The following is a 25887-nucleotide window of genomic DNA, read 5'->3' on the forward strand; positions in this document are numbered from 1 at the left end:
GCTAAGCCGCCCGCTGCCCCCGCTCCTTGCGGGCAAAGGCGGCGCGGGCCTCTTCCAGGATCTGTGCCAGCTCATCCCGCGACGCCTTGGACGACTGGATGAGCTGCCCCTCGTCGTGGAGGATCGCCTGCTGGCGGGCCAGCAGGTCGGCGTCGTGGCGGGCGAAGCGGCTCACCAGCTGCTCGGCCAGGGCCGGCGGCTCATGGAGCAGCTCGAGGGTCCACCGGGCCAGCTCCAGGCTGGCCGGCAGGGTCTCGCGGATCTGGCGCTGGATGCCCAGGTCCATCAGGCGGCTGGCGTGAAAGCGGTTGCGCGCCCGGGCGACGATCTGCACATGGGGGAAATGCCGGCGCACCAGCTCGGCGGTACGCAGCGACGCCTCCACATCGTCGATCGCCAGCACCAGGACCTTGGCCTCGCCCAGCTGCGCCGCATGCAGCAGGTCCAGGTTGCCGGCGTCTCCGTAGAACACCTTCAGGCCGAACTTGCGCACCACGTCCACGTGCTCCGGGTCGGCGTCCAGCGCGGTGAAGGGCACCCCGCGGGCCAGCAACAGGCGGCCGACGATCTGCCCCATCCGCCCGAAACCGGCAATCACCACCTCCGCCCCGCCGTCCGGCATGGTGTCGAAGTCCCGCTGCGGCGCGGCCTTGTTCTCGGCCTGGGCCAGGCGGTCGCCGAGCATCAGCAGCAGGGGCGACAGGGCCATCGACAGCGCCACCACCAGGGTCAGCTTGTCGGCCTGCACCTCGCCGAGCACCCGGAAAGACTGGGCCGCGTCGAACAGCACGAAGGCGAACTCGCCGCCCTGGGCCAGCGCCAGCGCCAGCGGCCGCGCGTCGGCCTTGCAGCCGCCGATCAGGCGGCGCAGGGCATACAACGTCACGAACTTGATGACCACCAGGCCCAGCGTCAGACCGAGGATCTGCCACGGGAACTTCACCAGCAGGCTGAGGTTGGTGGACATCCCCACGGCCATGAAGAAGAGGCCGAGCAGCAGCCCCTGGAAGGGCGCGATGGAGGCTTCCAGCTCGTGGCGGAACGCCGAATCGGCCAGCAGCACCCCGGCCACGAAGGCACCCAGGGACATCGACAGGCCGCCGGCCTGCATCATCAGCGCCAGGCCCAGCACGGTGACCAGCGCCGCGGCGGTGAACATCTCGCGGCTGTTGACCCGCGCCACGTGGCGGAACAGCGCGTTGAGGAGCGGCCGGCCGACCACCGCCACCACCACCAGCAGCCCGAGGCCCACGCCGGGGTGGGTCAACGCGGTGGGCTTGCCGGTGCCAAACAGGGGGATCAGGGCCAGCAGCGGGATCACCGACAGATCCTGGAACAGCAGGATCGCGAAGGCCTCGCGCCCGTGGCGGGTCGACAGCTCGCCCCGCTCGGAGAGGGTCGGCAGCACGAAGGCCGTGGACGACAGGGCCAGGATGATCCCGACCACCGCCGCCGCCGGCACCGACAGCCCCAGATAACGCCCCGCCGCCGCCAGCGCCAGCGCCGCCCCGGCCAGCTGCAGCGCCCCCAGCCCGAACACCGAGCGGCGCAGGGCCCACAGGCGCGAGGGCTTCAGCTCCAGCCCGATCACGAAGAGCAGCAGCACCACCCCGAGCTCGGCCGTGTGCAGCAGGTTGTCCGGGTCACGCACCAGCTTGATGCCGAAGGGGCCGATCAGCATGCCCACCGCGAGATAGCCGAGCACCGTCCCCAGACCCGCCCGCTTGAACAGCGGCACGAAGACGACGGACGCCAGCAGGAGGGCGGCAAAGGTGGTCAGGGATTGCATGGGCGGGGAGGACGCGGGCCTTCGGAGCGGTAACCCATCGAGTTTCTCACAAAGCCCCCTCGCCGACCGGGCGTCGAAGGATCTGGAAACAATCGACGGCCCCCTTCGCCCCGATGAAAACCCAAATCGGGCGTCGGATTTTCTTACAGCGCGGGCGCTCCCCCGCGCCACGCGTCATTCCCCAGGGCGCCGGGCGAGGGGTCAGGCCGGGGAGATACACCATATTCGATGTTTTTATAAAAATTGGCACATTTACTGCTTCATGAGTGTCGGGCGCATGGTTTTCAACGTATCTCTCACCATTACCGGAGACGACAATGAAATCGGCAAAAAAAAGGATCGTGCACACACTGACCGCCGCCGCCACCTGTGCTGCGATGGTCTCCCCCGCGGCGGCCTTTGACCTGACCGGCGGCTACTACATGACCTACGGCGATGCGAACTCCTATTCGCTACCGATCAATGGTCTGGAAGTGATGGCCGGCCCGGGACAGATCGACCTCTACACCAAGCTGGGGCTGCAGAGCCAGCTCGGCAACCCGATCGCCGGCATGGACGACGCCTTCGACACGCCGAGCGCCAACAACATCAAGGGCTTCCGCATGGGCAGCGGCAACGAACCCGGCAGCGCCAGCCCGGAAGGCAGCTGGGACCGCATCGGCTGGTGGGACAGCTCCCTGGAGGCCCTCGACACAGCCCTCGACCTGAGCAGGAACGCGCCGGTCTTCTTCTTCGCCAACAACGAGACCGGCTACGGCGACAACCTGGCGGGCTGGGCGCGGGTCGAACTGACCCACAACGGCGTGGTGATCGGCCGCTACGACCTCACCAACGACGACCACGACCCGACGAACGGGCTGCCCGGCTACGGCGCCCCGCCGGTCGGCGGCGGGGTTGCGGGCACCGGCGCCCCGCTGGCCGACGTCCAGCGCTACACCTCGGACGGCGCCGCGCCACAGGTCACGGACTTCCTGATGTCCGGCGGGCTGGTCTGCGCCGACGCCAGCGGGATGGTGGATTGCAGCCAGCCCCACCTCTTCGAGTTCCAGCACAACCTGGGGGGCGACCGGGCCGCCTACGCGATCGTTTTCCCGGAGCTCAACGTCAAACTGGCCGACGTGCTCGACACCCTCGCCTCCAACGTCAATCCGGGTGAAACCCTGGCGAACTACGCGCTCCACGTGGACTTCCGCCTGGGCTGCGGGCCGGAAGGCGCCTTCCCGCAGGTGCCCGCCGGTGGCGGCAGCGCCTGCGACCCCGACTACGCCCTCAACGGCGGCAGCGAGAAGGTGTTCATCGGCACGATGGAGAACGTCCAGCGCGTTCCCGAACCCGCCTCGGCCGCCCTGGCCGCCGTGGGCCTGCTGGGGGCTTTCGCCCTGCGGCGCAAGCCCACGGCCTGAAAGCGGCGCAGCGGGACACTCGAGGCCGGGGGCGACCCCGGCCTTTTTCGTGGGTGCACCGCCGCCGAAAAGCCCCTCCCGCGGCCTGACTCACCGCATTTTCCCCTGCCGGCACGCCGTTCTGTCGGCATTTCTTACACTCGCCGGCCGCTTTTTGCAGCCTCGGACGTTGCCGTGCCGGGCTTCGAGCCTGTTCCGCGGCGTGACAAGGCCATGGGGAAATATGTGCTCCGGCGCCGAAATATCTAAATTTTAAAAAATTTTTAAAAATAAAAAATATTTCATGGGTGGCGGACCCGCCTGCCCGCCGGGCCGCACCCGTTCATCGGGCCCCGGCGCGCTTGTCGGTGGTTTTTACGTTGTCGCGTGCGCGCCGGCGGTCGCACCGGGGGCCGGAAACATCGGGCCGGCCACCACTCCAGGCGCTGGGCGCCCTTACAGGCCGGGGTCCTCGCCGCCCCCGGCCAGCGCTGCATCCACGACCCGCCGACTCAGGTGCGGCGCGAAGAGCTCGATGAAGGCATACACGTAGCCGCGCAGCCAGGCGTTGCGGCGCACCCCGATCCGCGTGGTGCTGGACTCGAAGAGATGGGCGGCATCCACCATGCCCAGCCCGCGGTCGGCCACCGGATCGTAGGCCATCCGCGCCAGGATCCCGATGCCCAGCCCCATCCCCACGTAGGTCTTGATGATGTCCGAGTCGATCGCCGTGAGCACCACGTTGGGCTTGAGGCCGCGGCCCATGAAGGCCTTGTTGATCTGGTTGCGCCCGGTGAAGGCGAAATCGTAGGTGATGACCGGATAGCGCGCGATGGCCTCCAGGGTCAGCGGCTGGGTGCTGAGGATGGGGTGGCGCAGGGGCGCGATCACGCAACGGTTCCACTGGTAGCAGGGCAGCATCACCAGGCTGCCCTCCTCGGCGATGGCCTCGGTGGCGATGGCGATGTCGGCTTCGCCGGAGAGCACGTATTCGCAGACCTGGCGAGGGCTGCCCTGATGCAGGGACAGGCGCACGTTGGGGTAGCGCGTCACGAAGGCCTGGATCACCGGCGGCAGGGCGTAGCGCGCCTGGGTATGGGTGGTGGCGATGGACAGGCTGCCGCTGGCTTCGTTGCTGAACTCGGCCCCCACCTGGCGCAGGTTGTCCATGTCGAGGAGCATCCGCTCGGCGATCGTCAGCACCTGCTGGCCCGGCTCGGTGATCGCCACCAGGCGCTTGCCGTGGCGCACGAAGATCTCGACGCCCAGTTCCTCCTCGAGCAGGCGGATCTGCTTGGAAACGCCGGGCTGGGAGGTGAACAGCGCCTCGGCGGCCTCGGAGACATTGAGCCCGTGCCGGGCCACTTCGAACACGTAACGCAGTTGCTGGATGTTCATGGGAAACGCGCCGGGCAGCCCCGGGGAGCCTATATAACTTTTTGTTCTTATAGTTTAACCCAGCAAAGCTATTTGCCCATAACCGCTGCCATTACAATGCGGCGCACAAGATTTCGAGGGTCATCATGGACATTGCTTACACCGTTGCCGGCTTTTCCGTCGGCGCCATCGTCGGCCTCACCGGGGTCGGCGGCGGCTCGCTGATGACGCCGCTGCTGGTCCTGCTGTTCGGCATCCACCCCTCGGTGGCGGTCGGCACCGACCTGCTCTACGCCGCCATCACCAAGGCCGGCGGGACCCTGGCCCACGGGCTGAAGGGCACCGTCGACTGGGCCATCACCCGCCGGCTCGCCCTCGGCAGCATCCCGGCCGCGGCGCTGACCCTGCTCGTCCTCGGCCAGCTGGCGCCCGGCGGCATCGGCGGCGCGACGGGGCTGATCAAGGTGGCCCTCGGCGTGGCGCTGCTGCTCACCGCGGTGGCGATCATCTTCCGCAAGCAGATCCAGGCCTTTGCCCTCCGCCACTCGGACGGGCGCGAGAACCCGCGCCGCACGGCCACCCTCACCGTCGTCACCGGCGCCGTGCTCGGCGTGCTGGTGTCGATCTCGTCGGTGGGCGCCGGCGCCCTCGGCGTGAGCGCCCTGTTCTTCCTCTACCCCCGCCTGCCGACCCTGCGCATCGTCGGCAGCGACATCGCCCACGCGGTGCCCCTCACCCTGGTGGCCGGCATCGGCCACTGGTTCCTGGGCAGCGTCGACTGGTCGCTGCTGGGCAGCCTGCTGATCGGCTCGCTGCCGGGCATCTGGCTGGGGAGCCACGTTTCCACCCGGGTGCCCGACCGGGTGCTGCGCCCCATCCTGGCCGGCATGCTGGTCCTGGTGGGTGGCAAACTGATTGCGGCCTGAACGCTCCGAACGACAATAGCCTCCCCGGGCGCCGCCGCCCGGCTCGAAAAACAGACAGGAACCCAGCATGTACCGTTACGACCCCTACGACCAGCGAATCGTCGACGAGCGCGTCGCCCAGTTTCGCGACCAGACCCGCCGCTACCTGGCCGGCGAGCTCTCCGACGAGGAGTTCCGCCCCCTGCGCCTGCAGAACGGCCTGTACATCCAGCGCCACGCGCCGATGCTGCGGATCGCGGTGCCCTACGGCCTGCTGTCGTCCACCCAGGTGCGCGAGCTGGCCCGCATCGCCCGCACCTACGACAAGGGTTACGCCCACATCACCACCCGCCAGAACGTGCAGTTCAACTGGCCCGAGCTGAAGGTGGTGCCCGAGATCCTGGCCGGCCTCGCCACCGTGCAGATGCACGCCATCCAGACCTCCGGCGCCTGCATCCGCAACATCACCTCCGACCCCTTCGCCGGCGTCGCCGCCGACGAATACCTCGACCCGCGCCCCTGGTGCGAGATCCTGCGCCAGTGGAGCACCTTCCACCCCGAGTTCGCCTTCCTGCCGCGCAAGTTCAAGATCGCCGTCAATGGCGCCACCGAAGACCGGGCCGTCATCCAGTGCCACGACATCGGCCTCGAGCTCAAGCGCGACGCGGCCGGTGAAATCGGCTTCCGCGTGCTGGTCGGCGGCGGCATGGGCCGCACCCCGATCATCGGCGAGGAGATCAACGCCTTCGTGCCCTGGCAGGACATCATCACCTACTGCGAGGCGATCCTGCGCGTCTACAACCGCTACGGCCGTCGCGACAACCTCTACAAGGCGCGCATCAAGATCCTGGTGAAGGCCCTCGGCGTCGCCGAGTTCAAGCGCCAGGTCGAGGAGGAATGGACCTTCGGCAAGGGCGGCCCGAACACCCTCACCGAGGCCGAGCTGACCCGCGTGGCCGGCCACTTCACGACGCCCGCCTACGAGACCCGGCCCGCGGATGACGCCGGCTACGTGAGCCAGCGCGCCGCCGACCCGGCCTTCGCCGCCTGGGCCCGGCGCAACGTGCTGGCCCATCGCCAGCCCGGCTACGCCATCGTGGTGCTGTCGCTGAAGGACCCCAAGCGCGCACCCGGCGACATCACCGACGCCCAGCTCGACCTCGTCGCCGAGCTGGCCGACGCCTACAGCTTCGGCGAAGTCCGCGCCACCCACGAGCAGAACCTGGTGCTCGCCGACGTCAGGCAGTCCGACCTCTTCGCGGTGTGGGAGAAGGCCCGCGCCGCCGGCCTCGCCACGCCCAACTTCGGCCTGCTCACCGACCTGATCTGCTGCCCGGGCGGCGACTTCTGCGCGCTGGCCAACGCCAAGTCGATCCCCATCGCCAACGCCATCCAGGCCCGCTTCGACGACCTCGACTACCTCCACGACATCGGCGACATCGAGCTCAACATCTCCGGCTGCATGAACTCCTGCGGCCACCACCATGTAGGCCACATCGGCATTCTCGGCGTCGACAAGAACGGCGAGGAGTGGTACCAGGTCAGCCTCGGCGGCAGCCAGGGCAACCAGACCAGCCTCGGCAAGGTCATCGGCCGCTCGTTTGCCGCCGCCGAGATGCCCGATGTGATCTCCAAAATCATCAATGTGTATCTGGCCCAGCGCCAGCCGGGCGAGCGCTTCATCGAAACCGTCCGCCGCACCGGCCTCGACCCCTTCAAGCTCGGCGTGTATGGCGAAGCCGCCGTCACCGAAAGGAAGCAAAATGCCTAAGCTCATCAAGAACGGCCGCCTCATCGACGACAGCGCCGAAATCCTCGTGCTCGACGAGAGCCAGGCCCCCGAGGCGCTCAGCCTGCCGGCCGGCCCGGTATTCATCCCCCTCGCCGTCTGGCAGGCCCACAAGTCCGCCTTCAGCGACCGCAAGGACGTCGGCGTGTGGCTCGACAGCCACGACAACGTGGAAGACCTCGCCCCCGACCTCGGCGAGATCTCCGCGGTGGCCCTCAACTTCCCCAAGTTCACCGACGGCCGCGCCTACTCGGCCGCCGCGCTGCTGCGCAGCCGCTACGGCTTCAAGGGTGAGATCCGCGCCATCGGCGACGTGCTGCGCGACCAGTTCTTCTTCATGCAGCGCTGTGGCTTCGACACGATCCAGCCCAAGGCCGGCAAGTACTCCGACGCCCAGCTCGAAGAGAGCCTGGCCAGCCTGAAGGATTTCTCGGCCCCCTACCAGGCCGCCATCGACCAGCCGGAACCCCTGTTCCGCCGCGCCCAACGCAGCGCCTGAGCGAGGAGCCGCCATGCACCCGAACCAGAACCCCAAGCTCGACGACCCGGCCCTGCTGGCCAGCCTCGAAGCCAAGGTCGCCCAGCTCAAGGCCGACCTCGCTGCCTGGGCGGCGGAGCTGCCGGCCATCACCCTGGCCAACAGCCTCGGCGCCGAGGACATGGTGCTCACCGACGTGATCGCCACCAGCCAGCTGCCCATCGAGATCTTCTCCCTCGACACCGGCCGCCTGCCCCTCGAGACCTACGACCTGATGGCCCGGGTGCAGCAGCACTACGGCCTCAAGCTCAAGTTCTACTATCCGCGCCACGAGGCCGTCGAGGCCTACACCCGCGAGCACGGCATCAACGCCTTCTATGGCAGCGTCGAACTGCGCAAGGCCTGCTGCCATGCCCGCAAGGTCGAGCCCCTCGGCCGGGCGCTGGCCGGCAAGCAGGCCTGGATCACCGGCCTGCGCGCCCAGCAATCCACCACCCGCACCGACCTGCCCAAGCGCGAGCTCGACGCGGGCAACGGCCTCGTCAAGTTCAACCCGCTGGCCGACTGGACCGAAAAGGAAGTCTGGGCCTACATCCGGCTGAACCAGGTGCCCTACAACGCCCTCCACGACAAGTTCTACCCAAGCATCGGCTGCGCGCCCTGCACCCGCCCGATTTCCATCGGCGAGGACGTGCGCGCCGGACGCTGGTGGTGGGAGAATCCCGAATCCAAGGAATGCGGCCTGCACGTCAAGAAGTGACGGCGGCCCGAGCCACATCAACCGAGTAAATCAATGTCGACGCTCACCAAACAAACCCTGAGCCACCTGGACTGGCTCGAATCGGAAGCCATCCACATCATGCGTGAAGTGGCCGGCCAGTGCAGCAACCCCGTGCTGCTCTTCTCCGGCGGCAAGGACTCCATCTGCATGCTGCGGATCGCCGAGAAGGCCTTCCGCCCGGGCAAGTTCCCCTTCCCGCTGATGCACATCGACACCGGCCACAACTACCGCGAAGTCGTCGAGTTCCGCGACAAGCGCGCCGCCGAGCTGGGCGAGCGGCTGATCGTGCGCTCCGTCGAAGACTCGATGAAGCGCGGCACCGTGGTGCTGAAGAGCGAGAACGAATCCCGCAACAAGCACCAGTCGGTGACGCTGCTCGAGGCCATCGAGGAATTCGGCTTCGACGCCTGCATCGGCGGCGCCCGCCGCGACGAGGAAAAGGCCCGCGCCAAGGAGCGCATCATGAGCTTCCGCGACGAGTTCGGCCAATGGGACCCGAAGAACCAGCGCCCCGAGCTGTGGAACCTCTACAACGCCCGCAGCCACAAGGGCGAGAACATCCGCGCCTTCCCGATCAGCAACTGGACCGAGATGGACGTCTGGCAGTACATCGAGCGCGAAGGCCTCGAGCTGCCGTCCATCTACTTCGCCCACACCCGCCCGGTGGTGATCCGCCAGGGCGCGATCGTGCCGGTCAATGTGCCGCTGATGAACGGCGAGCTCACCAACCTGCCCAAGGCCGGCGAGGAGATCGTCGACCTGCAGGTGCGCTTCCGCACCGTCGGCGACATCTCGTGCACCGCGCCGGTCGAATCCGCCGCCGACAGCGTCGAGAAGATCGTCGTCGAAACCGCCACCACCACCATCACCGAGCGCGGCGCCACCCGTCTGGACGACCAGACCAGCGAAGCCTCCATGGAACAACGCAAGAAAGAGGGTTACTTCTGATGTCCGCCCACGTTGAAGACCACGGCCTGCTGCGCTTCCTGACCTGCGGCTCCGTCGATGACGGCAAGAGCACCCTTATCGGCCGCCTGCTGTTCGACACCAAGGCAATCCTGGCCGACACCCTGACCGCCATCGAGAAGACCTCCAGCAAGCGCGGCATGACCGCCGTCGACCTGTCCCTCCTCACCGACGGCCTGCAGGCCGAGCGCGAGCAGGGGATCACCATCGACGTCGCCTACCGCTACTTCTCCACCGGCACCCGCAAGTACATCATCGCCGACGCGCCGGGCCACGAGCAATACACCCGCAACATGGTCACCGCGGCCTCCACCGCCAACCTGGCCATCATCCTGATCGATGCGCGCAAGGGCGTGCTCACCCAGACCCGTCGCCACAGCTACCTCACCAAGCTGGTGGGCATCCCCCATGTGGTCGTCGCCGTCAACAAGATGGACCTCGTCGACTACGACCAGGCCACCTACGATCGCATCGTCGGCGAATACAAGGCCTTCGCCGACCAGATCGGCCTCACCGACGTGCGCTTCATCCCGCTGTCGGCCCTCAACGGCGACATGATCGTCGACCGCGGCGAGCGCCTCGGCTGGTACGACGGCCCGACGCTGATCGACATCCTCGAATCGGCACCCGCAGCCCACACCGAAAAGGCCGAGAGCTTCCGCTTCCCGGTGCAGTACGTCTGTCGTCCCCAGGCCTCCGACAACCCCGAGCTGCACGACTACCGTGGCTTCATGGGTCGCGTCGAAGCCGGCGAGATCAACGTCGGCGACAGCGTGACGGTGCTCCCCAACGGCCTCACCACCCGCGTGAAGGACATCCAGCTGTACGGCCAGTCGCTGCCCAAGGCCATCCACGAACAGTCGGTGACCCTGCTCCTCGAAGACGAGATCGACATCTCCCGCGGCGACATGATCGTCGCCAGCGGCGAAGCCCCGGCCCAGAGCAAGCAAGTCGAAGCCCTCGTCTGCTGGCTCTCCGAGACGGCCCTGTCACCCGCCCGCACCTACTGGCTCCGTCACACGACCCGCGAAGTCAAGGCCAAGGTCGCGGCGATCGCCCACCGGGTCGACATCAACACCCTCGCCAACGAACCGGCCACCACCCTGGCGATGAACGACATCGCCCGCGTCAGCCTGAAACTCGCCCAGCCGATCTTCGCCGATCGCTATGAGGACTCCCGCGCCACCGGCGCCTTCATCCTCATTGACGAATCCACCAACAACACCGTCGGCGCCGGCATGATCGTCGCCTGACGAAGCCTTCCCACCACGCCCCAAAGCCCGCCCGGCGCAAGCCCGGCGGGTTTTTTCACGGTCAGCGTCCGGACGCACTGGCCCGACAATCTCCGCCCGTGAAGCCTGGCAAACACCACCGACGGGGCGGAGCCAGCCCCAACGACGCCCCCAAAGGCAACGCGTGGCCACAAGCTCATCCCATCGATTCAGAGCTACGCTGCCAGAAGCACCATATCCGGCGCGCCGGCCTGCCCGAAAACATTGGCCGCGGCGACGCTTACCGTCGCACAGTTGATGTACCGTGGAAATGACAAAAAAACTCTCCGGCCGGCGGTGAGAATCCGCAGATCGCATCGCCAGGACCTGACTTGCAAACACCCGGCTCGACATCCATACATCTGCTGCGGACGAAAAAAAAGCCAGCTAAGCTGGCTTTTTTTAGCATCTGCCTTAATCAGGCAGCGGCTTGTTCCGTTTCCGGCGCGGCAACTTCAACTTCCGGACGGTCGAGCAGTTCGACGAAGCACATCGGAGCGTTGTCGCCATCACGGAAACCGCACTTCAGGATACGCAGGTAACCGCCGTTGCGGGCGGTGAAACGCGGACCCAGCTCGTCGAAGATCTTGACGACGATCTCGCGGTCGCGCAGACGGTCGAAAGCCAGACGACGGTTGGCCAGGCTCGGCTTCTTGCCGAGGGTGATCAGCGGCTCAACAACCTTGCGCAGTTCCTTGGCCTTCGGCACGGTGGTCTTGATGACCTCGTGACGCAGCAGGGAATTTGCCATGTTGCGCAGCATAGCCTGACGATGGCTGCTGGTGCGGTTGAGCTTGCGAAGACCATTACGGTGACGCATTTGGAATTACCTCTTCTTCGTTACGCTCAACCGAGCTTTTCCAGCCCGGCCGGCGGCCAGTTTTCAAGTTTCATGCCCAGCGTCAGACCGCGCGAGGCAAGGACTTCCTTGATCTCGTTCAGCGACTTGCGGCCCAGGTTGGGCGTCTTGAGCAGTTCGGTTTCGGTGCGCTGGATCAGATCACCGATGTAGTAGATGTTCTCGGCCTTCAGGCAGTTCGCGGAGCGGACGGTCAGCTCGAGATCATCAACCGGACGGAGCAGGATCGGATCGATGGTCGGAGCCTTGGGCGCCTCAACCGCCGTCGGAGTGCCCTCGAGATCCGCGAACACGGAAAGCTGATCCATCAGCACCCGCGCCGCGAAACGAACGGCCTCTTCCGGATCGACAGCACCGTTGGTCTCGATGTCGAGCACCAGACGGTCCAGGTCGGTACGCTGCTCGACGCGAGCGCTTTCCACCGAATAGCTGACACGACGAACCGGGCTGAACGACGCGTCGAGAACGATACGACCGATGGTCTTCGTCTCGCCCGCCGCCGGACGCTGGTTGCCGGGGACGTAACCACGTCCCTGCTCGACCTTGATCTGCAGATCGAGCTTGCCGCCCGGCGCGAGGTGCGCCAGCACGTGATCCGGGTTGATGACTTCGACGTCGTGGGAGACTTCGATGTCCGCGGCCGTCACGACGCCTTCGCCAGCCTTGACCAGCGACAGCGTTGCTTCGTTACGACCATGCAGCTTGAGAACAACACCCTTCAGGTTCAGCAGCAGGTCGACAACGTCTTCCCGCACACCATCCAGCGTCGAGTACTCATGCAGTACGCCCTCGATCGACACCTCGGTCGGCGCGTAGCCCGGCAACGAGGAGAGCAGAATCCGGCGAAGCGCATTACCAAGCGTATGACCGAAGCCGCGTTCAAACGGCTCCATGGTCACGCGGGCATGCACCGGCGAAACGTTCTGCACCTCGATGATGCGCGGTTTCAGCAGAGCATTACTTTGCATCGACAATCCTTCTATAGAGTCGCGCCAGAGGCGCGACCACCATTAACGCGAATACAGTTCGACAACCAGACCTTCGTTCAGGGTCGCAGGCAGTTCCGCGCGCTGCGGATAAGCCTTGAACGTACCCTTGCCGGCCTTGGCATCAACAGCCAGCCACTCGGGGAAGCCACGGGAATCGGCGGCTTCCAGAGCGGCCTTGACGCGCAGCTGGTTGCGAGCGCTGTCGGTCAGAGCGATCTCGTCGCCCGGACGAACCGTGTAGGACGGGATATTCACGCGCTTGCCATTGACCAGGACGCCATTGTGGCGAACGACCTGGCGTGCTTCGGCGCGGGAGGCACCGAAGCCCATGCGATAGGCGACGGCATCCAGACGGCCTTCGAGCAGCTGCAGCAGGTTCTCACCGGTCTGGCCCTTGCGACGGTCAGCTTCGGCATAGGTCTTGCGGAACTGACGCTCCAGCACGCCGTAGACGCGGCGGATCTTCTGCTTTTCACGCAGTTGCACACCATAGCCGGACAGGCGCTGACCAGACTTCTGGCCGTGCTGGCCAGGCGCATAGGAGCGACGCTCGATCGCACACTTATCGGTAAAGCACTTTTCGCCCTTCAGGAAGAGCTTTTCACCCTCGCGACGGCACTGACGGCACTTCGGGTCAAGATTACGAGCCACTGTTCAACTCCTTGTCAGATACGACGCTTCTTCGGCGGACGGCAGCCGTTGTGCGGGATCGGCGTGATATCAGTGATCGTGGTGATCTTGATACCCAGCGCGTTCAGCGCGCGAACGCTGGATTCGCGACCGGGGCCGGGGCCCTTCACGCGCACTTCCAGGTTCTTGATGCCGCACTCGATGGCCACCTTGCCAGCCGCTTCGGCGGCAACCTGGGCAGCGAACGGGGTGCTCTTGCGGGAACCCTTGAAGCCGGCGCCACCGGAGGTAGCCCACGACAGCGCGTTGCCCTGGCGATCGGTGATCGTGATGATCGTGTTATTGAAAGAAGCGTGCACGTGGGCGATGCCCTCAGCCACGTTCTTTTTGATCTTCTTGCGAACCTTCGCAGCAGTCTTTGCCATGTCTTATCCCTGATTACTTCTTGCCGGCGATCGCCTTGCGCGGCCCCTTACGGGTACGGGCGTTGGTACGCGTGCGCTGGCCACGAAGGGGCAAACCACGACGATGGCGCACCCCGCGATAGCACCCCAGATCCATGAGGCGCTTGATACTCATCGTCACTTCACGACGCAGGTCACCCTCGACGGTGAACTTCGCGACTTCGTCGCGCAGCCGTTCCATGTCCGACTCGGTCAGATCCTTGATCTTGACGGAGCGGCCAATGCCGGCCGCATCACAGATCTGTTGCGCACGAGTGCGCCCAATACCGAAAATCGCGGTCAGCGCGATCTCGGTGTGCTTGTGGTTGGGAATGTTTACCCCTGCAATGCGGGCCATGCGTTCACCCCAAAATGCTAAACGTTAAATTATAAAGAATGCGGGTGACCGCATCAACCCTGACGCTGCTTGTGGCGCGGATCAGTACAGATCACGCGAACAACACCTTTGCGACGGACAATCTTGCAGTTTCTGCAAAGCCGCTTGACCGATGCTTGAACTCTCATTTCTAGCTCCTGACTACTATTCTGTTATTTCGCTCGGAAAACGATCCGGGCCCTGCTCAAATCATACGGCGTCAGCTGCACCGTAACCTTGTCGCCGGGAAGAATCCGGATGTAGTGCATCCGCATCTTCCCCGAGATGTGGCCAAGAACCACGTGGCCATTTTCAAGCTTCACTCTGAAGGTCGCATTGGGGAGGTTCTCGAGAACCTCACCCTGCATCTCGATGTAATCTTCCTTCGACATAAGCCTACTTGAGCGCGGACCGGGAGCCCTTGAAGTTAGCCTTCTTCAACAGGCTTTCGTACTGGTGGGACATGATGTAGGCCTGAACCTGGGACATGAAGTCCATCGTCACCACCACGATGATCAACAAGGAAGTCCCGCCGAAGTAGAAAGGCACATTCCACTTCAGGATCAGAAACTCCGGCAGCAGGCACACCAACGTGATGTAAACCGCACCAGCCAAAGTCAGACGCATCAGGATCTTGTCGATGTAGCGCGCCGTCTGCTCACCAGGACGAATCCCCGGGACGAAGGCCCCGCTCTTCTTCAGGTTGTCGGCCGTCTCCTTGGAATTGAAGACAAGAGCCGTATAGAAGAAGCAGAAGAAAACGATCGCTGCCGCGTACAAGATCACGTAGATCGGCTGACCAGGAGCTAGAGTAGAACCCAGATCCTTCAGCCAGGTCATGCTCTCGGAAGAACCGAACCACTGAGCAAGCGTTGCCGGAAACAGGATGATGCTCGATGCAAAAATCGGCGGAATCACGCCCGACATGTTCAACTTCAGCGGCAGATGCGAGCTCTGACCACCGTAAATCTTGTTGCCCACCTGTCGCTTGGCGTAATTCACGAGAATCTTGCGCTGACCACGCTCCACGAAGACCACCACCCCGGTGACGACGACCACCAGCACACAGATGACGAGTGCGGTGAAGGGGTGCATGGCACCGGTGCGAACCAGCTCAAAGAGACCGCCGAGCGAATTCGGCAGACCAGCAGCAATACCCGCGAAGATGATGATCGAGATCCCGTTACCCAAGCCACGCTCGGTGATCTGCTCGCCCAGCCACATCAGGAACATCGTCCCGGTGACAAGAGTTGAGACAGTCACAAAACGGAACATCAGACCGGGATCGATGACCAGACCCTGCTGAGACTCCAGCGCGACAGCGATACCCAGACCCTGGAACAGGGCCAGCGCAAGCGTGCCATAGCGCGTGTATTGAGTAATCTTACGGCGCCCGCCTTCACCTTCCTTCTTGAGCGCCTCGAGCTGCGGGGAAGCCACAGTCAGGAGCTGCATGATGATCGATGCCGAAATATACGGCATGATCCCCAGCGCGAAGATCGTGAAACGGGAAAGCGCTCCGCCCGAGAAAAGGTTGAACACCCCGAGGATGCCACCCTTTTGACTCTTGAACAGATCCGCCAACGCCACCGGATCGATGCCCGGCACCGGGATGTGGGCTCCGATGCGATAAACGATCAGAGCCCCCAGCAGGAACATCAAGCGACGCTTGAGGTCCCCGAATTTTCCCGGCGCCGCCAGCGCGGACTGCTGATTAGCCACGCTGAACCTTACTCGGCAGACTGAACGGAACCGCCAGCCGCTTCGATAGCTGCCTTGGCACCCTTGGTCGCCGCCACACCACGCAGGTTGACCTTGCGGGTGATGGCGCCGGACAGGACCACCTTGGCCGCGAGCGCGTCGGCGGCGACGATGCCGGCCTGCTGCAGAACGAGCAGATCCACATCCTCGACCGGCAGAGCCTCGAGCTCGGACAGGCGAACCTCACCGATACGGGCACGCGTCAGGGACACGAAGCCGCGCTTCGGCAGACGACGCTGCATGGGCATCTGACCGCCCTCGAAACCGACCTTGTGGAAGCCGCCAGTACGGGACTTCTGACCCTTGTGACCGCGACCGGCAGTCTTGCCCAGGCCGCTACCGATGCCACGGCCCACGCGCTTCGCAGCGTGCTTGGCGCCAGCGGCAGGTTTAATCGCATTCAAGCGCATTTAAGCCTCACACTTAACGAGGTAAGCGACCTTGGTGATCATGCCGCGAACAGCAGGGGTATCCTGCAGTTCCACCGTGTGGTGGAGTCGGCGAAGTCCAAGACCGCGAACGGTTGCACGATGGGACTGCTTGGTACCGATAACGCTCTTGACGAGCGTAACTTTCAGTTTCTTATCGGACATGACTTACCCCTGGATCTCTTCGACCGTCTTGCCACGCTTGGCGGCAATCACGGAAGGAGCATTGGTGGCCATGAGGCCGTTCAGCGTGGCGCGAACCACGTTGTACGGATTCGTGGAGCCGATCGACTTGGCGATGATGTCGGTAACGCCCATCACTTCGAACACCGCGCGCATCGCGCCACCGGCGATGATGCCGGTACCGGTCGGAGCCGGCTGCATCAGGACCGACGAAGCGCCATGCTTGCCGATCACGGAGTGATGCAGGGTGCCGTTCTTCAGGGACACCTTGTTCATCTTGCGACGAGCTTCTTCCATCGCCTTCTGGACGGCGACCGGGACTTCACGGGACTTGCCCTTGCCCATGCCGATACCACCATCACCATCACCCACCACGGTCAGAGCGGCGAAGCCGAGAATACGGCCACCCTTCACAACCTTGGTGACGCGATTGATGGAGACCATCTTTTCGCGCAGGCCGTCATCACGCTCGTCAGAGGCCTGAACTTTTTTAGTTTGCTGCTTAGCCATGTTCAACCTCGCTTAGAACTTCAGACCGCCTTCGCGGGCGGCATCGGCAAGCGCCTTCACGCGGCCGTGGTACTGGAAGCCGGAACGGTCGAAGGCGACCGCCTCGATGCCTGCAGCCTTGGCGCGCTCGGCAATCAGCTTGCCCACCACCTCGGCGGCGGCCTTGTTGCCGCCGTTCGACACCTGGGCGCGAACTTCCGCTTCCACGGTGGAAGCGGCGGCGAGCACCTTGGAGCCGCAGCCGGAGATGACTTGCGCGTAGATATGGCAGTTGGAACGGAACACGGACAGACGGACTGCCTTCATTTCCGCAATCTTGGCACGGGTTTTCCGTGACCGGCGCAAACGCGTTTCCTTCTTGTTGATCATGATCCGCCCTTACTTCTTCTTGGTTTCTTTCAAGGTGACCACTTCGTCCGAGTAACGGACGCCCTTGCCCTTGTAGGGCTCCGGCGCACGGTAGGCACGAACTTCAGCGGCAACCTTGCCGACGACCTGCTTGTCGACACCCTTGATAACGATTTCGGTCTGCGTCGGAGTCTCGACCTTGATGCCGACGGGCATCTGATGGACCACCGGGTGGGAGAAACCGAGGCTGAGGTTCAGCTTGTCACCCTGGGCCTGGGCACGATAGCCCACGCCAACCAGGTTCAGCTTGCGCTCGAAACCCTTGGAAACGCCGATCACCATGTTGTTGACCAGTGCGCGCATCGTGCCGGACATGGCCTTGCCATTGACCGCACCTTCGATGGCGGAGCACTGAACACCGGCCTCGCCCTGCTCGACCTTGACAGACGGATGCACAGCCTGCGCAAGGGAGCCCAGCGGGCCCTTCACGACGATCTGGCCTGCATCGATCTTGATTTCCACACCTGCCGGAACAACGACCGGATTCTTGGCTACACGGGACATTGCGATTCTCCCTTAAGCCACGACGCAGAGCACTTCGCCGCCGGCACGGGCAGCGCGCGCAGCGCGGTCGGTCATCACACCCTTCGGGGTGGAGACGATCGCCACACCGAGGCCATTCATAACGCGGGGCAGGTCATCGCTACCCTTGTAAACACGCAGACCAGGGCGGCTGACGCGTTCGATACGCTCGATGACCGGACGGCCTGCGTAATACTTCAGCGACAGGGCCAGTTCGGCCTTGCCTTCGCTCTGCGAGACAACGAAATCGTCGATGTAGCCTTCGCTCTTCAGAACCTTGGCGATTGCAACCTTCAGCTTGGAGGAAGGCATCGCGACAGAGCTCTTTTGCGCCTGCTGCGCGTTGCGAATCCGCGTCAGCATATCGGCGATCGGATCAGACATGCTCATCTTCGACCCCTTACCAGCTTGCCTTGGTCATGCCGGGAACTTCACCGCGGAAGGCAACTTCACGCAGCTTGTTACGGCAGAGACCGAATTTACGGAAAACACCACGCGGACGACCAGTCTGCTCGCAGCGGTTACGCTGACGGGACGGGCTCGAATTACGCGGCAGTTGCTGCAGCTTCAGACGCGCAACCATGCGCTCCTCGTCCGACAGCTTGGCGTTGTTGATCTGCTCGAACAGAGCAGCACGCTTGGCCGCGAACTTTGCAACCATCTTCGCGCGCTTCTCTTCGCGATTGATCAGAGACAGTTTCGCCATAAAACCCTCAGTTCTTGAAAGGGAACTTGAACGCGGCGAGCAGAGCGCGCGCCTCGTCGTCCGTCTTGGCCGTCGTGGTGATGCTGATATTCATCCCGCGCAGAGCATCGATCTTGTCGTACTCGATTTCCGGGAAAATGATCTGCTCTTTGACGCCCAGGTTGTAGTTGCCACGGCCATCGAAGCCCTTGCCGGCAATACCGCGGAAGTCGCGGATACGCGGCATGGCGATCGTGACCAGACGGTCCAGGAACTCGTACATGCGCGGACCACGGAGGGTGACCATGCAGCCGATCGGATAGCCGTCGCGAATCTTGAAGCCGGCGATCGACTTCTTCGCCTTGGTGGTAACGGGCTTCTGGCCGGCGATCTTCTGCAGATCGCCAACAGCGTAGTCCAGAACCTTCTTGTCGCCCACGGCCTCACCAACACCCATGTTCAGGGTGATCTTGGTGATACGCGGGACTTCCATGACCGACTTGTAGCCGAACTTCTGACGAAGCTCAGGCGAAACGGTCTCTTTGTAGAATTCTTGCAGGCGCGCCATGACTATTCCTTACGCATCCACTACTTCGCCATTGGACTTGAAGACGCGAACCTTGCGGCCGTCCTCGAGCACCTTGAAGCCAACGCGATCAGCCCTCTGAGTCGCAGCATTGAACACCGCCACATTGGAAGCCTGGATCGGCATTTCCTTTTCGACGATGCCGCCAACCTCACCCTTCATCGGGTTCGGGCGCACATGCTTCTTCACGCGATTGATGCCTTCGACCACGACGACATCGCCGTCGACGCGAAGGACGGTACCGCGCTTACCCTTGTCTTTGCCCGTAAGGACGGCGACTTCGTCGCCTTTGCGAATCTTGTTCACAACTACTCCTTAGAGAACTTCGGGCGCCAGGGAGACGATCTTCATGAACTTCTCGGTACGCAGTTCACGCGTCACCGGTCCGAAGATACGCGTACCGATCGGCTCGCCCTTGTTGTTAAGCAGGACCGCGGCATTGCGGTCGAACTTGATCAGCGAGCCATCCGGACGACGCACGCCCTTGGCGGTACGAACCACCACGGCGCTGTAAACGTCACCCTTCTTGACACGACCACGCGGGGCCGCATCCTTGATACTCACCTTGATGATGTCACCAACACCGGCGTAGCGACGCTTCGAGCCGCCAAGCACCTTGATGCACATCACATAACGCGCGCCAGTATTATCGGCGACGTCCAGCATCGATTGCATTTGGATCATTTAAACTCTCCAACTTGACACGCTATCGGCGGCCAGTTTTGGATCCCGTTCGGGTTGATTGGACTTGCACAGGAACCGTGCAAGAGCAAAGACAGCAATAATAATGGCTTGCCAATCTCTTGGCAAGCCATTTATACGAACAACTACAACTTAGACTGCAACAACCTTTTCGAGAACCTGGGTGACACGCCAAGTTTTCGTCTTGGAGATCGGGCGGCATTCCTCGATCTGGACCAGATCGCCTTCCGCTGCCTCGACACCCGTCTCAACGTGAGCGTGATACTTGGCGGTACGCTTGATCACCTTGCCGTACAGCGGGTGCTTCACGCGACGCTCAACCAGAACGGTCACGGTGTTGGTCATCTTGTCGCTGACAACACGGCCAACTTCAACGCGCTTGTTTTTAACTTGATCGTTCATTTCGCACCCGCCTTCTCGCGAAGAATGGTCTTGACTCGGGCGATGTCCTTGCGAACCTTGCCGAGCTGCGAAGTGTTGCTCAGCTGCTGAGTCGCGATCTGCATGCGAAGGCTGAATTGAGCCTTCAGCAGTTCGAGCAGTTCAGCGTTGAGCTGGCTGGCGTCCTTCGCCCGCAATTCCGAAGCTTTCATGATTTACCCCATCCTCCGGACAACGAAGGTGGTCTCGATCGGCAGCTTGGCAGCAGCCAGGCGGAACGCCTCGCGAGCCAGAGCCTCGTCAACACCATCCATCTCGTACAACACCTTGCCCGGCTGAATTTCAGCAACCCAGTATTCCGGGCTGCCCTTGCCGTTACCCATACGCACTTCCGCCGGCTTTTGCGAGATCGGCTTGTCCGGGAAAACGCGAATCCAGATCCGCCCGCCGCGCTTGATGTGACGGGTCATGGCACGACGGGCAGATTCGATCTGGCGAGCAGTAAGACGACCACGCCCAACCGCCTTCAGACCGTACTCGCCAAAGCTTACAGCGGCACCGCGGGTGGCGAGACCCTTATTGCGGCCCTTCTGCTCCTTACGATACTTCCTTCTCGACGGCTGCAGCATCATTCACTCCTGCTTCTTTCTTGGTCCGTTTTGCGCCATCAGCCTGTTCGCCGCCGGTGCGGCGCGCGGGCCGCTTGGCACCCGGCTTGCTGTCGGCACCCTCATTGCGACGACGGCCGCGGCGAGCTTCGCCTTCGTTTTCCGTCGCAGCAGGCTGCTCGTTACGGGCGAGAGCCTCGCCCTTGTACACCCACACCTTGATGCCGATGACACCGTAGGTGGTGTGGGCTTCGGACACGCCGTAGTCGATGTCGGCGCGCAGGGTGTGCAGGGGCACACGACCTTCGCGATACCACTCGGTACGAGCGATTTCGGCACCGTTCAGACGGCCGGAGCTCATGATCTTGATGCCCTGGGCACCCAGACGCATGGCGTTCTGCATCGCGCGCTTCATGGCGCGACGGAACATGATCCGCTTCACGAGCTGCTGGGAGATCGAGTCGGCGATCAGCTGAGCATCGGTCTCGGGCTTGCGAACTTCTTCGATGTTCACATGCACCGGCACACCCATGATGCCCTGCAGGTCGGCCTTCAGCTTCTCGATGTCCTCACCCTTCTTGCCGATCACGACGCCCGGACGGGCGCTGAAAACGGTGATGCGGGCGTTCTTGGCCGGACGCTCGATGACCACACGGCTCACGGAGGCGTGGGCGAGCTTCTTCTTCAGATGCTCGCGGACCTTCAGATCCTCGTTCAGCATCGTGGCGAAGTCGCTGCCAGCAGCAAACCAGCGGGAGCCCCAGTTACGCGTTACCGCCAGGCGAAAGCCGGTCGGATGGATTTTCTGTCCCATGGGTTCTCCTTACTCTCCGACCGTCACGTAGATATGGCAGGTCGGCTTGCTGATGCGATTGCCACGACCCTTCGCACGAGCGGTGAAACGCTTCAGCGTCATCCCCTGCTCGACGTAGATCGACTTCACGCGCAGCGCGTCGATATCAGCGCCGTCGTTGTGCTCGGCGTTCGCGATCGCAGACTCGACAACCTTCTTGATGATCTTCGCGCCTTTTTTAGGGCTGAAGGTCAGAATGTTGAGCGCTTGCTCGACCGACTTGCCGCGAACCAGATCTGCAACCAGACGGCCCTTTTGTTCCGACAGGCGAACGCCGCGGAGAATGGCTTTGGTTTCCATCGTCATCTCTCCTTAGCGCTTGGCCTTCTTGCTGGCGGCGTGACCCTTGAACGTCCGGGTGAGCGCGAATTCGCCAAGCTTGTGGCCAACCATGTTTTCGGAAACGTACACCGGGATGTGCTGGCGACCGTTATGCACGGCGATCGTAAGGCCAACAAAATCCGGGAGCACCGTGGAGCGACGCGACCAGGTCTTGATCGGGCGCTTGTCATTCGAGTCCCGAGCCGCGTCCACCTTCTTGAGGAGGTGAGCGTCGACAAACGGGCCCTTCTTAATAGAACGTGCCATGTCTTACCTCTTATCGCTTGTGCCGACGCTGAACAATCATCGAGTCGGTACGCTTGACGCTACGGGTACGATAACCCTTGGTCGGCTGACCCCACGGGCTGACCGGCACGCGGCCTTCGCCAGTACGGCCTTCACCACCACCGTGCGGGTGATCGATCGGGTTCATCGCCACACCGCGAACGGTCGGGCGAATACCACGCCAACGATTCGCACCGGCCTTGCCGATCTTGCGCAGGCTGTGCTCTTCGTTGCCGACTTCACCGATGGTCGCGCGGCACTCGACGTGCACGCGGCGGATTTCACCGGAGCGCAGGCGAACCTGAGCGTAGATGCCTTCGCGAGCAAGCAGCTGAACCGAGGTACCCGCAGCGCGGGCGAGCTGAGCACCCTTGCCAGGGATCATCTCGACACAGTGCAGGGTCGTACCAACCGGGATGTTGCGGATCGGCAGCGCGTTGCCAGCCTTGATCGGCGCCTCGGAGCCACTGACGACGGTCTGACCGACGACGAGACCCTTCGGGGCGATGATGTAGCGACGCTCGCCATCGGCGTAGCACAGCAGCGCGAGGTGGGCGGAGCGGTTCGGGTCATACTCGAGACGCTCGACCTTCGCGACGATGCCGTCCTTGTTGCGACGAAAATCGACGAGACGGTAGTGCTGCTTGTGACCGCCACCCTTGTGACGGGTCGTGATGTGGCCGTTGTTGTTACGGCCGGCCGTCTTCGACTGCTTCTCGACGAGGGAAGCAACCGGCGCACCCTTGTGCAGGTTCGGGCTGACGACCTTGACGACGGCGCGGCGGCCGGCGGAAGTCGGTTTGACTTTAACGAGTGCCATCTTGCTTACTCCCCGGCCGCGAAGTTGATTTCCTGGCCCGGCTTCAGGCAGACGTACGCCTTCTTCCAGCCCTTGCGGCGGCCCATCATCTTGCCGAAGCGCTTTTCCTTGCCCTTGACGTTCGCAACCTGGACGGCCTTCACTTCAACCTTGAAGAGAAGCTCGACAGCAGCCTTGACTTCCGGCTTGGTTGCGTCGCTGGCGACACGGAACACCACCTGCTCGTTCTTGTCGGCGATGTAGGTCGCCTTCTCAGAGATCTGGGGAGCGAGCAGCACCTGCATCAGACGCTCTTCCTTGAATGCGCTCATTGCCACATCTCCTCCATCTTGGCGACGGCACCCTTGGTGACCAGCACCTTCGGGAAACGCACCAGGGAAACCGGATCGGTCTCGGTGACATCCAGAACGAGGACGTTCGGAAGGTTACGAGCCGACAGGTACAGGTTTTCGTCAAAGGAATCGGTGATCACCAGAACCGACTCAAGACCCATGCCCTTCAGTTTCTGGGCGAGGAGCTTGGTCTTCGGCGCTTCAACCGCAAAACCCTCGACAACCGACAGACGATCTTCACGGGCCAGCTGCGACAGGATCGCGGCAACACCGGCACGGTACATCTTGCGGTTAACCTTGTGGGAGAAGTTCTCGTCCGGCTTGTTCGGGAAAGCGCGACCGCCCCCACGCCAGATCGGGCTGGAGCCCATACCGGAACGGGCACGACCGGTACCCTTTTGACGCCACGGCTTGTGGGTCGTGTGAGAGACTTCGTCACGACCCTTCTGGGCACGATTGCCAGAACGGGCGTTGGCCATGTAGGCAACGACGACCTGATGAATCAGGGCTTCGTTGTAATCACGACCAAACAGCGCGTCGGACGCCTGAAGGGTCGCAGCAGCCTGACCCTGTTCGTTCAACAGCTTCAGTTCCATCACGCCTCCGTCAGTTACCCGCCTTGACAGCAGGGCGAACAACCACATCGCCGCCATCATGGCCGGGCACACCGCCCTTGATCATCAACAGGCCGCGCTCGAGATCGACGCGAACCACTTCCAGGTTCTGCACGGTGCAGTTGGCAGCACCGAGATGACCGGTCATGCGCTTGCCCGGAAAAACACGACCCGGATCCTGTGCCATACCGATGGAACCCGGCACGTTGTGACTACGGGAGTTACCGTGGGTCTGACGACCGGAAGCGAAGTTGTGACGCTTGATGGTACCGGCATAGCCTTTACCAAGCGAGACACCACTCACGTCGACTTTTTGACCGACCGCAAAAATATCGACACCAACGACGTCACCAGCCTTCAGAGAGGCAAGACGATCGGCATCAACGCGGAATTCCTTGAAAACGTGACCCGCCTCGACACCAGCCTTGGCGAGATGGCCGGCAGCAGCCTTATTCACACGACTGGCACGCCGAACACCAAAGGTCACCTGAACGGCAGAGTAGCCATCCGTTTCAGCCGTTTTGATCTGGGTCACACGGTTGTTGGACACGTCCAGCACAGTCACCGGAATGGAAGCACCATCCTCGGCAAAAATGCGAGTCATGCCCACCTTGCGCCCGACAAGGCCTAGACTCATTTTATTCTCCTTACCCTGGTTGCGATTGACCAGGACCGATTGCAATTACAAGATGCGCCAAAAAGCACAAGGGCCGGATTATATCGGCCCTTGCACCAGTAACGCAATACTTTTGATTTACTGCAGCTTGATCTCGACGTCCACGCCAGCCGGCAGATCCAGCTTCATCAGCGCATCGACGGTCTTGTCGGTCGGATCCACGATGTCCATCAGACGCAGATGGGTGCGGATCTCGAACTGATCGCGAGAGGTCTTGTTGACGTGCGGCGAACGCAGCAGGTCGAAACGCTCGATGCGGGTCGGCAGCGGCACGGGACCACGGACGACAGCGCCGGTGCGCTTCGCGGTATCAACGATCTCGAGGGCCGACTGGTCGATCAGCTTGTAGTCGAAGGCCTTGAGACGGATACGGATCTTCTGGTTTTGCATTTTGTTTCCCAAAGAGCAGTCGGTGCGGCACACCATGCGCCGCACCCGTTTGAATATTACTCGATAACCTTGGCAACGACACCGGCGCCGACGGTACGACCGCCTTCACGGATGGCGAAACGCAGACCTTCTTCCATGGCGATCGGAGCGATCAGCTTGACGGTCATGGAGATGTTGTCGCCCGGCATCACCATCTCGGTGCCTTCCGGCAGGCTGATGGAACCGGTCACGTCCGTGGTACGGAAGTAGAACTGCGGACGGTAGTTGTTGAAGAACGGGGTGTGACGGCCGCCCTCTTCCTTGGAGAGGACATACACCTCGCCGGTGAAGTGGGTGTGCGGCTTGATGGAGCCCGGCTTGCACAGCACCTGGCCGCGCTGCACGTCTTCACGCTTGGTGCCACGCAGCAGCACGCCGACGTTGTCGCCAGCCTGACCCTGGTCCAGCAGCTTGCGGAACATTTCCACGCCGGTGCAGGTGGTCTTGACGGTCGGGACGATACCGACGATCTCGATTTCTTCACCCACCTTGACGATGCCGCGCTCGACACGACCGGTCACCACGGTGCCACGGCCGGAGATCGAGAACACGTCTTCGATCGGCAGCAGGAAGGGCTGATCGATGGCACGCTCCGGGGTCGGGATGTAGCTGTCGAGGGCGTCGGCCAGACGGAAGATCGACGGCTCGCCGATGTCGGACTGGTCGCCTTCGAGGGCCTTCAGGGCGGAACCCTTGACGATGGGCACATCGTCGCCCGGGAAGTCGTACTTGGAGAGGAGCTCGCGCA

General features: G+C 63.0%; 39 protein-coding genes. 7 read left to right on the forward strand and 32 right to left on the reverse strand.

Going from position 1 to position 25887, the window contains the following annotated elements; translation table 11 throughout:
- Position 1: 1 nt before the first annotated feature.
- A complete protein-coding gene (locus ACE3OU_RS11955; protein WP_374241788.1) occupies positions 2 to 1789 on the reverse strand; it encodes a monovalent cation:proton antiporter-2 (CPA2) family protein in 1788 nt (595 codons plus the stop codon).
- A gap of 341 nt (positions 1790 to 2130) precedes the next feature.
- Here ACE3OU_RS11955 and ACE3OU_RS11960 point away from each other — a divergent pair, with 341 nt between their 5' ends.
- Positions 2131 to 3192, forward strand: a complete 1062-nt coding sequence (locus ACE3OU_RS11960) for a PEP-CTERM sorting domain-containing protein (RefSeq protein ID WP_374241789.1) — start codon at positions 2131 to 2133, stop codon at positions 3190 to 3192.
- A gap of 435 nt (positions 3193 to 3627) precedes the next feature.
- On the opposite strand, the gene cysB is transcribed toward ACE3OU_RS11960, so the two are convergent.
- On the reverse strand, positions 3628 to 4569 hold the full coding sequence (gene cysB, locus ACE3OU_RS11965; RefSeq protein ID WP_374241790.1) for an HTH-type transcriptional regulator CysB: 942 nt from the start codon (positions 4567 to 4569) through the stop codon (positions 3628 to 3630).
- Between the two features lie 125 nt (positions 4570 to 4694).
- Between cysB and ACE3OU_RS11970 the strand changes: the two genes are divergently transcribed.
- The 6 genes from ACE3OU_RS11970 (at position 4695) to cysN (ending at position 10720) form a co-directional block, all read left to right on the forward strand.
- Positions 4695 to 5474 (forward strand): sulfite exporter TauE/SafE family protein, encoded by a 780-nt coding sequence (locus tag ACE3OU_RS11970; protein WP_374241791.1) that lies wholly within the window; start codon positions 4695 to 4697, stop codon positions 5472 to 5474.
- Between the two features lie 67 nt (positions 5475 to 5541).
- Positions 5542 to 7224, forward strand: coding sequence for a nitrite/sulfite reductase (locus ACE3OU_RS11975; RefSeq protein ID WP_374241792.1), 1683 nt, complete (start codon positions 5542 to 5544; stop codon positions 7222 to 7224).
- On the forward strand, positions 7217 to 7741 hold the full coding sequence (locus ACE3OU_RS11980; protein WP_374241793.1) for a DUF934 domain-containing protein: 525 nt from the start codon (positions 7217 to 7219) through the stop codon (positions 7739 to 7741). Before ACE3OU_RS11975 ends, ACE3OU_RS11980 begins: the two co-directional genes overlap by 8 nt.
- Before the next feature lie 13 nt (positions 7742 to 7754).
- On the forward strand, positions 7755 to 8480 hold the full coding sequence (locus ACE3OU_RS11985; RefSeq protein WP_374241794.1) for a phosphoadenylyl-sulfate reductase: 726 nt from the start codon (positions 7755 to 7757) through the stop codon (positions 8478 to 8480).
- A gap of 33 nt (positions 8481 to 8513) precedes the next feature.
- On the forward strand, positions 8514 to 9449 hold the full coding sequence (cysD, locus tag ACE3OU_RS11990) for a sulfate adenylyltransferase subunit CysD (protein ID WP_374241795.1): 936 nt from the start codon (positions 8514 to 8516) through the stop codon (positions 9447 to 9449).
- Positions 9449 to 10720, forward strand: coding sequence for a sulfate adenylyltransferase subunit CysN (gene cysN, locus ACE3OU_RS11995; RefSeq protein ID WP_374241796.1), 1272 nt, complete (start codon positions 9449 to 9451; stop codon positions 10718 to 10720). Before cysD ends, cysN begins: the two co-directional genes overlap by 1 nt.
- Before the next feature lie 436 nt (positions 10721 to 11156).
- Here the strand turns inward: cysN and rplQ are convergent, their stop codons facing one another.
- The 30 genes from rplQ to ACE3OU_RS12145 form a co-directional block, all read right to left on the reverse strand.
- The gene (gene rplQ, locus ACE3OU_RS12000) at positions 11157 to 11558 is read right to left on the reverse strand and encodes a 50S ribosomal protein L17 (protein WP_374241797.1); all 402 of its coding nucleotides are present in this window, start codon (positions 11556 to 11558) and stop codon (positions 11157 to 11159) included.
- Positions 11559 to 11584: 26 nt separating this feature from the next.
- Entirely contained in the window at positions 11585 to 12565 is a 981-nt protein-coding gene (locus ACE3OU_RS12005) for a DNA-directed RNA polymerase subunit alpha (RefSeq protein WP_374241798.1), read from the reverse strand.
- Positions 12566 to 12607: 42 nt separating this feature from the next.
- The gene (gene rpsD, locus ACE3OU_RS12010; protein ID WP_374241799.1) at positions 12608 to 13237 is read right to left on the reverse strand and encodes a 30S ribosomal protein S4; all 630 of its coding nucleotides are present in this window, start codon (positions 13235 to 13237) and stop codon (positions 12608 to 12610) included.
- Positions 13238 to 13251: 14 nt separating this feature from the next.
- Positions 13252 to 13641: a 30S ribosomal protein S11 gene (rpsK, locus tag ACE3OU_RS12015; RefSeq protein ID WP_079432670.1), complete on the reverse strand. Its 390-nt coding sequence runs from the start codon at positions 13639 to 13641 to the stop codon at positions 13252 to 13254.
- A gap of 13 nt (positions 13642 to 13654) precedes the next feature.
- The gene (gene rpsM / locus ACE3OU_RS12020) at positions 13655 to 14017 is read right to left on the reverse strand and encodes a 30S ribosomal protein S13 (protein ID WP_141354279.1); all 363 of its coding nucleotides are present in this window, start codon (positions 14015 to 14017) and stop codon (positions 13655 to 13657) included.
- A 53-nt stretch (positions 14018 to 14070) separates the two neighbouring features.
- Positions 14071 to 14184: a 50S ribosomal protein L36 gene (gene rpmJ / locus ACE3OU_RS12025; RefSeq protein WP_079432668.1), complete on the reverse strand. Its 114-nt coding sequence runs from the start codon at positions 14182 to 14184 to the stop codon at positions 14071 to 14073.
- Positions 14185 to 14208: 24 nt separating this feature from the next.
- Positions 14209 to 14427: a translation initiation factor IF-1 gene (gene infA, locus ACE3OU_RS12030; RefSeq protein WP_153162180.1), complete on the reverse strand. Its 219-nt coding sequence runs from the start codon at positions 14425 to 14427 to the stop codon at positions 14209 to 14211.
- 4 nt (positions 14428 to 14431) lie between these two features.
- Positions 14432 to 15694 carry a preprotein translocase subunit SecY gene (gene secY, locus ACE3OU_RS12035; protein ID WP_374241816.1) on the reverse strand — a complete coding sequence of 421 codons (1263 nt, stop codon included), beginning with the start codon at positions 15692 to 15694 and terminating at the stop codon, positions 14432 to 14434.
- A 71-nt stretch (positions 15695 to 15765) separates the two neighbouring features.
- Positions 15766 to 16206 (reverse strand): 50S ribosomal protein L15, encoded by a 441-nt coding sequence (rplO, locus tag ACE3OU_RS12040; RefSeq protein WP_374241800.1) that lies wholly within the window; start codon positions 16204 to 16206, stop codon positions 15766 to 15768.
- Positions 16207 to 16389, reverse strand: coding sequence for a 50S ribosomal protein L30 (gene rpmD / locus ACE3OU_RS12045; RefSeq protein ID WP_300440715.1), 183 nt, complete (start codon positions 16387 to 16389; stop codon positions 16207 to 16209).
- Positions 16390 to 16392: 3 nt separating this feature from the next.
- Positions 16393 to 16917: a 30S ribosomal protein S5 gene (gene rpsE, locus ACE3OU_RS12050; protein ID WP_374241801.1), complete on the reverse strand. Its 525-nt coding sequence runs from the start codon at positions 16915 to 16917 to the stop codon at positions 16393 to 16395.
- A gap of 12 nt (positions 16918 to 16929) precedes the next feature.
- On the reverse strand, positions 16930 to 17283 hold the full coding sequence (gene rplR / locus ACE3OU_RS12055; RefSeq protein WP_374241817.1) for a 50S ribosomal protein L18: 354 nt from the start codon (positions 17281 to 17283) through the stop codon (positions 16930 to 16932).
- A 12-nt stretch (positions 17284 to 17295) separates the two neighbouring features.
- Entirely contained in the window at positions 17296 to 17829 is a 534-nt protein-coding gene (gene rplF, locus ACE3OU_RS12060) for a 50S ribosomal protein L6 (RefSeq protein ID WP_374241802.1), read from the reverse strand.
- A 12-nt stretch (positions 17830 to 17841) separates the two neighbouring features.
- Positions 17842 to 18237 carry a 30S ribosomal protein S8 gene (rpsH, locus tag ACE3OU_RS12065; RefSeq protein WP_374241803.1) on the reverse strand — a complete coding sequence of 132 codons (396 nt, stop codon included), beginning with the start codon at positions 18235 to 18237 and terminating at the stop codon, positions 17842 to 17844.
- Between the two features lie 10 nt (positions 18238 to 18247).
- Positions 18248 to 18553, reverse strand: coding sequence for a 30S ribosomal protein S14 (gene rpsN / locus ACE3OU_RS12070; RefSeq protein WP_141354262.1), 306 nt, complete (start codon positions 18551 to 18553; stop codon positions 18248 to 18250).
- A 7-nt stretch (positions 18554 to 18560) separates the two neighbouring features.
- Complete coding sequence (gene rplE, locus ACE3OU_RS12075) at positions 18561 to 19100, reverse strand: 50S ribosomal protein L5 (RefSeq protein WP_374241804.1); 540 nt, start codon at positions 19098 to 19100, stop codon at positions 18561 to 18563.
- 9 nt (positions 19101 to 19109) lie between these two features.
- Positions 19110 to 19424: a 50S ribosomal protein L24 gene (gene rplX, locus ACE3OU_RS12080; RefSeq protein WP_374241805.1), complete on the reverse strand. Its 315-nt coding sequence runs from the start codon at positions 19422 to 19424 to the stop codon at positions 19110 to 19112.
- 9 nt (positions 19425 to 19433) lie between these two features.
- The gene (rplN, locus tag ACE3OU_RS12085; RefSeq protein WP_374241806.1) at positions 19434 to 19802 is read right to left on the reverse strand and encodes a 50S ribosomal protein L14; all 369 of its coding nucleotides are present in this window, start codon (positions 19800 to 19802) and stop codon (positions 19434 to 19436) included.
- Positions 19803 to 19952: 150 nt separating this feature from the next.
- On the reverse strand, positions 19953 to 20222 hold the full coding sequence (gene rpsQ / locus ACE3OU_RS12090) for a 30S ribosomal protein S17 (RefSeq protein WP_374241807.1): 270 nt from the start codon (positions 20220 to 20222) through the stop codon (positions 19953 to 19955).
- Positions 20219 to 20413: a 50S ribosomal protein L29 gene (gene rpmC, locus ACE3OU_RS12095; protein ID WP_374241808.1), complete on the reverse strand. Its 195-nt coding sequence runs from the start codon at positions 20411 to 20413 to the stop codon at positions 20219 to 20221. Before rpmC ends, rpsQ begins: the two co-directional genes overlap by 4 nt.
- A 3-nt stretch (positions 20414 to 20416) precedes the next feature.
- Positions 20417 to 20830 (reverse strand): 50S ribosomal protein L16, encoded by a 414-nt coding sequence (rplP, locus tag ACE3OU_RS12100; RefSeq protein ID WP_374241818.1) that lies wholly within the window; start codon positions 20828 to 20830, stop codon positions 20417 to 20419.
- Positions 20799 to 21623 (reverse strand): 30S ribosomal protein S3, encoded by an 825-nt coding sequence (gene rpsC, locus ACE3OU_RS12105; RefSeq protein ID WP_374241809.1) that lies wholly within the window; start codon positions 21621 to 21623, stop codon positions 20799 to 20801. Before rpsC ends, rplP begins: the two co-directional genes overlap by 32 nt.
- Before the next feature lie 9 nt (positions 21624 to 21632).
- Positions 21633 to 21962 (reverse strand): 50S ribosomal protein L22, encoded by a 330-nt coding sequence (gene rplV / locus ACE3OU_RS12110; RefSeq protein ID WP_141354248.1) that lies wholly within the window; start codon positions 21960 to 21962, stop codon positions 21633 to 21635.
- A 12-nt stretch (positions 21963 to 21974) separates the two neighbouring features.
- Positions 21975 to 22250 (reverse strand): 30S ribosomal protein S19, encoded by a 276-nt coding sequence (gene rpsS / locus ACE3OU_RS12115; protein ID WP_374241810.1) that lies wholly within the window; start codon positions 22248 to 22250, stop codon positions 21975 to 21977.
- A 10-nt stretch (positions 22251 to 22260) separates the two neighbouring features.
- On the reverse strand, positions 22261 to 23088 hold the full coding sequence (gene rplB, locus ACE3OU_RS12120; RefSeq protein WP_374241811.1) for a 50S ribosomal protein L2: 828 nt from the start codon (positions 23086 to 23088) through the stop codon (positions 22261 to 22263).
- 5 nt (positions 23089 to 23093) lie between these two features.
- A complete protein-coding gene (gene rplW / locus ACE3OU_RS12125) occupies positions 23094 to 23399 on the reverse strand; it encodes a 50S ribosomal protein L23 (protein WP_299904411.1) in 306 nt (101 codons plus the stop codon).
- Positions 23396 to 24016, reverse strand: a complete 621-nt coding sequence (gene rplD, locus ACE3OU_RS12130; RefSeq protein WP_374241812.1) for a 50S ribosomal protein L4 — start codon at positions 24014 to 24016, stop codon at positions 23396 to 23398. Before rplD ends, rplW begins: the two co-directional genes overlap by 4 nt.
- Positions 24017 to 24026: 10 nt before the next feature.
- On the reverse strand, positions 24027 to 24671 hold the full coding sequence (gene rplC / locus ACE3OU_RS12135) for a 50S ribosomal protein L3 (RefSeq protein ID WP_374241813.1): 645 nt from the start codon (positions 24669 to 24671) through the stop codon (positions 24027 to 24029).
- Positions 24672 to 24788: 117 nt separating this feature from the next.
- Positions 24789 to 25100, reverse strand: a complete 312-nt coding sequence (gene rpsJ / locus ACE3OU_RS12140; RefSeq protein ID WP_079432648.1) for a 30S ribosomal protein S10 — start codon at positions 25098 to 25100, stop codon at positions 24789 to 24791.
- A 56-nt stretch (positions 25101 to 25156) separates the two neighbouring features.
- A partial coding sequence (locus ACE3OU_RS12145; RefSeq protein WP_374241814.1) for an EF-Tu/IF-2/RF-3 family GTPase occupies positions 25157 to 25887 on the reverse strand: 731 nt, incomplete at its 5' end.

Origin of the sequence: Zoogloea sp. (assembly GCF_041908905.1) — a bacterium.
Lineage (GTDB): Bacteria > Pseudomonadota > Gammaproteobacteria > Burkholderiales > Rhodocyclaceae > Zoogloea.